Origin of the sequence: Roseivivax halodurans JCM 10272 (genome assembly GCF_000521785.1) — a bacterium.
Classification (GTDB): Bacteria; Pseudomonadota; Alphaproteobacteria; order Rhodobacterales; family Rhodobacteraceae; genus Roseivivax; species Roseivivax halodurans.
This window is the reverse complement of sequence record NZ_JALZ01000072.1, coordinates 1-7,380: the sequence shown is the minus strand read 5'-3', so window position 1 is coordinate 7,380 and position 7,380 is coordinate 1. Positions and strand designations below refer to the sequence as shown.

Sequence of the window (7,380 nt, the reverse complement as noted above, 5' to 3'; positions counted from 1 at the left end):
GATGATGTGTCAGAGCGCGGAAATGTGCGCGGGCAGGAAGATTGAGTCCGGACCGGTTCCGATCGGAAACTTTGCTATACGGGACGCTTGATCAAGGGGATCGCAAGCCGGCGATCGAAATATCCACGTGCGATTCAGCATACGATTGTCAGAGTTGCGCAAAAGTGAGCCTCGCGAAATCAAGCGTGTCGGGCCGTCATACGCCGCTAGTAGACCGATTGCCGGACGATCATGATCGACGCGACCTATCTGAATGCGCACCGCACGGCGTCGACCCTGCAGGCTCAAACGTATGGCCCGCCCCAGGTGCAAGCGCTGATTGGGTGATGGTGTGAGCAGTCTGCACAAACGTATCCGGCATGTCGGCGCGTCGGCCGCTGCCAAGATGGAGATCCGCGCGTCCCGATCCTCATAAAAGGGCCGGCCTCCTCGGGCCATTTTGAGCCGGAGGTTGTCGGGACACCGGTCGACTGTCAGGCCATCTTCCTTTCACCACTCGCAGCTACAAGCGCCGGGCGGTAACCCTGTCGAGCGCCTGTTCGATGTTTTCAGCGCGCCGTCATCGAGCGGCCTCGAAGGTACGCCCGTGATGGAGAAGTGCCCAGACGGTGCGCGCCATCTTCGCAGCCAGCGCCACCACGACCACGTTTGGATGCGCGCGCGCGAGCAAGGCACGCAGCCAAGCTCCGGTCGCCGTGTCCGTTTTGGCCAGCGCGGGCATTGCTGACCTCGCCCCTTGGATCAGCATCTTGCGGAGGTATCGCGAGCCACGCTTGGTAATGCCAAGAAGCTTCGGTTTGCCGCCAGTGGTTGCCTGGCGCGGCACGAGGCCAAGCCAGGCCGCGAGATCCCGGCCTTTCGAGAACGTGGCCGCGTTGCCGACTGCCGCCACCAGTGCGGTGGCGTTCAGCGCCCCGATCCCGGGGATGCTGGTTAGCCGACGAGCCCTTTCGTCGGTGCGCGCCATGGTGGCGAACTCGGCATCGAAAGCAGCAATGCGCCGGTCCAGCTCCGCCCACCGCGTGCGCATGTCCTCGAGCAGGAAGACCATGCGCGGGCTCAGGGCTTCCGCGTCCGGCGCGAGTAACTCGGTCAGCTTGCTGCGCAGTTTGGCGTGCCCCTGCGCCACGATATACCCACGCTCGAGTAGAAGGCTCCGGATCTGGTTTGTCAGAGACGTGCGCTCTGACACGAGCCGGTCCCGTACCCGGTGCAGGGTCTGAACGTCGAGCTGCTCCTCGCTCTTGAGCTCGACGAACCGCATCGTCGGTCGGGTCGCCGCCTCGGCGATGGCCTCGGCATCGCGATCATCGTTCTTCTGTGCCTTCACGTAGGGTCTCACGTACTCCGGCGACATCAGCCGGATCTCGTGGCCCAATTCTGCCAGCGCTCGTCCCACGTGATGCGCGCCGCAGCATGCCTCCATCGCCATGATGCAGGATGGCAGCTTCGACGCGAGAGCGATCACCCCGTCCCGGCGCATCCGCCGACGCAGCACGACCGTTCCGCTCTCATCCAGTCCGACCAGGCTACAGCTGTTCTTGCCCAGATCGATACCGAGGATCACTATGCTCATGGTTCGCTCCTTCCTCCTTTGAACACCGACAGCCTACACAGGCATCGGCGGGAGGGGCGGGCCATCCATAAAGGGGGGCGTGGCCGCCTGATCGGTCGAACGAAAGGCGGGACGAACGCCAAGCTCCACGCCGTGACCGACCGCGAGGGCCGCCCTGTCCGCCTCTTCGTGACCGCCGGCCAAGTCAGCGACTACATGGGCGCGCTCGCGCTACAGGGCGGCTTTCCAAACGCCGACTGGCTTCTCGCCGACCGCGGCTACGACGCCGACTGGTTCCGTAAAGCATTGTCAAACAGCAAAATTCACGTCTGCATTCCGCCGCGCAGGTCGCGCACGGCCCCGATCAAATACGACAAGCGCCGATACCGGCGCCGCTACGGCATCGAGATCATGTTCGGCCGCATCAAGGACTCGCGCCGGGTTGCCACCCGCTATGATCGATGTCCGAAAGTCTTCCTCTCGGCCATCGCGCTCGCCGCGACCGTCATCTATTGGCTATGAATCCTGAGCCTAGCGCTGATCGATTTAGGCTTAGGCTCCTGCAGCTTCCGCTTCACGCGCGACTTCACCTTTTCCTTCGCCGGACGGGCCCGATCCTCGCCGATCTTTGTCAGCAGCCGGGCAGCGTCATCGGGCGTGATGTCAGTGACGAGACGGGTCTTCCATTCCGGCTGCACCGGGTTGCGGAGCATTGAGATCTGGTCCGCGGCATTGCGCGGCGACAACCCTATGAATTCTCCCTGCGAGTGCACCGCGGAAGAGCTCGATATTGGCGGACGCGGGCAGTGGTACGGGCGCGGCACATGATGGTCGACAGAAGCAGGCACTTCATTGAGATCGACCAACGAGGTGTGGCAGTGATGGCGAAAGGAGCATGGTGCTGGAAGAGTGAGAGCTTCATTGGGTCAGATCCGCGACGGCTTCGACCCGGTTGCCCTGGATGTTCGGTCGTCCGACAAGCCGCCCTTCGGTATCGAGGACGAATTGGGACCAGCTTCCATGGAACAGGAAACTGAGTTCGCCCGCATTGATTCGGGCAAGGCAGCCCCGAGAATCCTTAAGTGTCCAACACTCCTCTTCCTCGGAGTAGGGACCTACCGGGATCGGCACCCGGGCCACGTTCCCGGCCTCAATGTCACCGCCGCGATTGCGCACCGCCGCGGAGTAAGACGAATTGACGTCGCCGTCCTCGGGCGTCCACCGAAAGAGCAGGAGAGGCCCCGAATCCAAGATCGCGCGGACGGCCTCGAGGCGTATCACCGGGTCGGTCGCGTCAAAGCCGTGGTTGATCGCGAGCCTCCGCTGGGCCGGGCCGCCTTCGGCGATGAGAAGCCGCATCGCGGCGCGGGCCCGGTTCGGGTCCGGATCCTGCAGGCGGATGCGAAACGCCTCCATGCTGTCGCTTTCCGCCTCCATGGCCTGGTCCAGCTGGTCCAGCGTGACCTCGGCCAACGCCGCGCTCGCAAGCGACAGTCCGAGCGCCGCGAGAAACGCGATGGTGATACTCTTCATACCGACACTCTCCTCTGCCTGGACCGCCACCTTAGCCAGTGACGAGCCGCCTGCAACCACCGGCAACCGAAAGCACCCCCAGCCAAGGCGACAAGAATTCTCCTTTCGTGCGTCTCCGGGTTTTGGTTAGCCTCTGCTATGAGTTGCATCGTCACCAGGGTACAGGGGGATCCGCATGGACAGGAGAACGGACAGGCGCGTCGCGGCCCGGATCGCGGCGGGGTGCCTCAGCATGTGGATGGCGGCGCCGGCCGCGGCTCAGCACCTCGACGTCGACGCGCTCATTGCGAACATCGACGAGCGGTCGGGCCAGTACCGGCAGTTGACGGAGATCCTCCAGGGCGCCGACGCGGCCCGGGCGCTCGCGGCCTTCGACGTCATGCTCGAGACCGGCGACAAGACCATGCGCGAGACCGCGATCGCCGCGGCGACCTCCGCGACGGACGAACGCCTCCGGGCCCGGGCGCTGTGGGAGACGCTGCTGCTGAAGGATTCGTTCACCATCGAGATTGTCACCGAGGATCTCGACGACGACCTGCGGACCGCCCTCGACACCTGGATCGGACCGGTCAGCACCTGGGGCATCACCGCCCGCTTTCCCGAGACGCAGTGCCTCAATCTCTACAGGACGAACGTCTGCGAGGAGAGCTACCACCTTTCCGTCTCGGGCCTGAAGGTCGACATGCGCTATAGCGGAACCCTGCAGGGCAGCTTCGCGCTCAATCCCGAAGGCATCCTCGCCGGCGAAGTGATGAACTGGAACAGCAAGACCGTCTATCCCGCCACCATCCAGTTGAGGTGACCATGCTGCGACCCGTGATCCTGGCGGCGCTTGCCGCCCTTGCCCTGCCCGCCTCGGCCCAGGTATCGCTCGACGACCTCGACGCGGCGGCAGACGCGGCGGACAGCTCGATGGAGGAGTTCCGCCGCCGCCTCAATGATCCCGACCCGGACCGGGCGCTCGCCGTGCTGCGCCTGCTCATCACCAAAGGCGATGCGGACCAGCGCCGGCTGGCGATACGCCACGGGCTGCAGAGCACGGATCGCGCGATCCGGGCGACGACGCTGCGGGCAATCTTCGACTCGAGCCCCACGCTCGTCATGGTCCTCGATCCTGTCGCCGACGAGCCGACCGTGCATTTCGCAAACGAGATCAACAGGCTGGGCGGGGTGATCGATGCCGAGGGCGCTGGGTCCGTCACGTTCAAGGTCAACGGCTTCGACGAGGCCGAGGCCTGCTGGACCCACACCAATTACGAGACCTGCCTCCTGAGGATGCGCGGCGAGTCCATCAGCCTCTACATGGGGGACAGCTGGGGCACCTACGAGCTGAACGGGTCCGGCCAGCTCGAGGGCGAGCAGGCGGTCAAACAGAACCTCGCCAAGGCCGTCATCGACCTGTCCGAATAGGCGCTCAGTCGATCGACACCGCGTCGAGCCGCACGGGAGAGCCGCCGCCCCAGCTCGACAGGATTGTGATCGTCGCCGTATGGGCGAAGCGTTCGCCGACCCGCAGGTCGAATTCACCGTCCGGCGTCATCTCCGGCGCCGGGATGGAGGAGGGGCGGGGCCGCGCCGGATCGGTGGAGCTGTCGGTGACGACGCTGATCTCGCGCGGGATCGCGGCCCCGGTGCCCAGGGCGGCGCGCAGCCGGATGCGGCTCAGCCGGTCGGTCTCGGTGAGGCGGAGGGTTACGCTGACCGGCTCGTCGCCGATCTCGAAGATCCAGGCGCCCTCGCCATCCAGCATCGCCGCCGGATCGACGGCGCCATCGACGGGATGCGCGGACCAGGTCACCGCCTCCAGCCGGTCGCCGGTCGGAAGCGTCACCAGGCTGCCGCCCTCCACCGGTTCCGCATTGCCGGCCTCCCGCGCCGACGACCGCGTCTCGAGGATCTGGCCGATTAGCGCCACGACCGCGTCCATCCGCATGGCCAGCACCTCGTTCGCGCCGCTCGCCTGCAACACCATGGCGACGGGCGTCGTCCCGCTGAACGCCACGGCGCCCGAGGTGCCGCCGAAGAGGTCCGCCCGCTCGCCCGGCGCGGGGACAAGGCGGACGAGTTCCGGCCCGCTAGAATGCACGATCAGCCGCCGGCCCTCAAACACCTGCTGGCGAGGCCGCTGCATCATCAGCTCCGTCCCCGGAGTCATCACGTTGCCCAGCCGACGCGGCAGGCGGCTCCATTCCTCACCGCAGGCGGCCTCGAGCCCGCCGCGCACCACGCCCAGCGAGATGTCGGTATCGTCCGGCCCGACATGGACGATCCGCGCCGTGCCGATCGGCCCCCCGGCGCTGTCGGATCCCAGCCGGATGCCGTCCATGGCGGGCCCGTGGACGTGGCTCGGCAGGATCACGTAGCAGTTTCCACCCTGCCGGATCAGTAGGCCAGCACCGCTCCCCTCCTCCACGGTCACCACGTCGGCCCGGGTGGGCACGCTGAACAGGGCAAGGATGGCAACGAAAGCTAGGCAGGCTCGGAATGTTGCAGTAGCCTTGCCGGACAGGGGGACCGGGGACGAGATCATGGGTTGGCACCGTCGGTTTGGAAACACACTGAAGGTCGCGACCGGGCTAGTCATAGCCGGTTCTGTGGCCCATGCCCAGAATGCCGAGATCGCGCTCGAGGATGAACGCTATTTCGAACGGCTCGACGAGTGGGGCCGCGTGAGCGGCGACATTGTCATGGGCGTGATGATGGGTCCCGCGCCCGCGGAGGACGAGGAGGGGAAACGGCAGGAGGTCGCCCTGGCCGACGACGTGCCGCGCAGCACCGCCGATGTCGCAGTCCTGCGCCTGCCGCCGATCGAGGAGCCGCAGGAGGATGCCGGCCGCTACTGCGTGCGGATCAACTCCACGAACGGGCGCTTCGAGGCCGTAAACACCTATTCCGTCGGCGCCGCCGTGCCCGCGACCGGCGGCATCTTTCCCTATTTCGGCTCCTATAAGCCCGACCTCGACGAGATGCGCGCGGTGACCCTGGTGAAGGTGGGCCATTGCGGCGACCGCACCGACCTGGTCGTCCCCTCGGTTTGGCAGGATGCCGAGGAAAAGGCCGATAGGGACGCCCTGCACGTCTTCGTCAACTCCGCCGGCAACCCGACGATCGCGGTGCCGGGATCGGATCCGGACTTCGTCGAATGCAGCGACGTGTCCGACGACACGACCCTAAAGTACACCTCCGCCTGCATCCTTCCGCGAGACGTGCTGGCCCCGCACCTCGAAGACGGGCGGGTCAGGCTGACCTTCTACGTCACGCGAAGCCTTGGCGAGGAGAGCTTCGAGATCGACATCGTCCTGCCTGATGGCCGAGACTGATAACCCCCTCATCAATGTCCTCCGTGGCGGGATCGCGATCCTGCTGGTGGCGATCCTAGCCTACTGGATCTATTTCCGCTGGTGGCAGGAACGCACGATCGTCGTCGACACCGAGACCGGCGCGCTCGAGATCGAACTCGAGGCGGAACTGAGCGGCAAGGCGTTCCGCGACGCCTGGTACTGCCAGCGCGGGCCGGACCCCGACAGCGACGTCGTGCCGCCCTCTGCGGCGGGATGTCCGTCGCGGACCCATCATTGGGTCGATCCGAAACCGCTGGCGACGCCGGTCCTGCCCGCCGGCACGCATCTCAGGATCACGTCCTGGTCCGACGCGCTGCGCATCGACGTCGTGTCGCTGCCGGGCCGCTACGACGGCACCGATGTCGCCGACCTCGCCGGCGGCGCGATCCTGCTCCACGGTCCCGAGGCGCTCGGCGCGGTCGGTACCCTGCCCCTGAGCGGCAAGGTCCAGATCGGCGCGCTGTTCTCGGAGACCGACCGGATCTCAGTCGTCTCGGGTATTTACCAGCTGCGCGGCTACACGCCCTGGGGCCGGATCTTCAGCGACATGCGGGAGTTGCGCGGTGGCAGGCTCCTCGCCGGGGCGCGAGTGCGCTTCGTGGAGTCCGACGGCGCGACGGCGACGGGCCATGTCGCGGTCATGACCCCCGACCCCCAGACCACGCTCATGCGGGTGACCGCAATCTCTGAGCACGCGCTCAGCAACCTCGCGATCAGCTACTATTTCACCGACGAGGTAGTGATCCGCCCGTCATTCCTCGAGGCGCTGATCCTCGATCCCCTGTTCCAGATCCTCATCATGATTTTCGGCGCTATCGCTGGCTACGGCTGGCTGCGGCGTCTCCAGCTCGGAACTAGGGTCAGGACTCGTTCTCACTCAAAGCCAGAAGATGACGGTTGAGGCGAGTGCGAACGCTGAGAAGAAGGTTCTTTGGGCATCGGTCATAACGG

The 7,380-nt window shown here is 65.9% G+C and carries 8 protein-coding genes; 5 read left to right on the top strand and 3 right to left on the bottom strand.

Annotation, left to right across the window (positions count from 1 at the left end; translation table 11 throughout):
• Positions 1-559 precede the first annotated feature (559 nt).
• Entirely contained in the window at positions 560-1,576 is a 1,017-nt protein-coding gene (locus OCH239_RS20775; protein ID WP_037267248.1) for an IS110 family RNA-guided transposase, read from the bottom strand.
• Positions 1,577-1,594: 18 nt separating this feature from the next.
• Here OCH239_RS20775 and OCH239_RS20770 point away from each other — a divergent pair, with 18 nt between their 5' ends.
• Positions 1,595-2,077 (top strand): IS5 family transposase, encoded by a 483-nt coding sequence (locus OCH239_RS20770; RefSeq protein ID WP_280111664.1) that lies wholly within the window; start codon positions 1,595-1,597, stop codon positions 2,075-2,077.
• 396 nt (positions 2,078-2,473) lie between these two features.
• On the opposite strand, the gene OCH239_RS20760 is transcribed toward OCH239_RS20770, so the two are convergent.
• Positions 2,474-3,088 (bottom strand): hypothetical protein, encoded by a 615-nt coding sequence (locus OCH239_RS20760; RefSeq protein ID WP_037267244.1) that lies wholly within the window; start codon positions 3,086-3,088, stop codon positions 2,474-2,476.
• A gap of 175 nt (positions 3,089-3,263) precedes the next feature.
• Here OCH239_RS20760 and OCH239_RS20755 point away from each other — a divergent pair, with 175 nt between their 5' ends.
• A complete protein-coding gene (locus OCH239_RS20755) occupies positions 3,264-3,890 on the top strand; it encodes a hypothetical protein (RefSeq protein WP_157578029.1) in 627 nt (208 codons plus the stop codon).
• Between the two features lie 2 nt (positions 3,891-3,892).
• The gene (locus OCH239_RS20750) at positions 3,893-4,498 is read left to right on the top strand and encodes a hypothetical protein (RefSeq protein ID WP_037267240.1); all 606 of its coding nucleotides are present in this window, start codon (positions 3,893-3,895) and stop codon (positions 4,496-4,498) included.
• Positions 4,499-4,502: 4 nt separating this feature from the next.
• Here the strand turns inward: OCH239_RS20750 and OCH239_RS20745 are convergent, their stop codons facing one another.
• Complete coding sequence (locus tag OCH239_RS20745; protein WP_157578027.1) at positions 4,503-5,618, bottom strand: hypothetical protein; 1,116 nt, start codon at positions 5,616-5,618, stop codon at positions 4,503-4,505.
• Here OCH239_RS20745 and OCH239_RS20740 point away from each other — a divergent pair.
• Complete coding sequence (locus OCH239_RS20740; RefSeq protein WP_157578025.1) at positions 5,617-6,408, top strand: hypothetical protein; 792 nt, start codon at positions 5,617-5,619, stop codon at positions 6,406-6,408. The genes OCH239_RS20745 and OCH239_RS20740 overlap by 2 nt on opposite strands.
• Entirely contained in the window at positions 6,395-7,330 is a 936-nt protein-coding gene (locus OCH239_RS20735) for a hypothetical protein (RefSeq protein ID WP_037267235.1), read from the top strand. The genes OCH239_RS20740 and OCH239_RS20735 overlap by 14 nt, the downstream gene beginning before the upstream one ends.
• Positions 7,331-7,380: the final 50 nt, after the last annotated feature.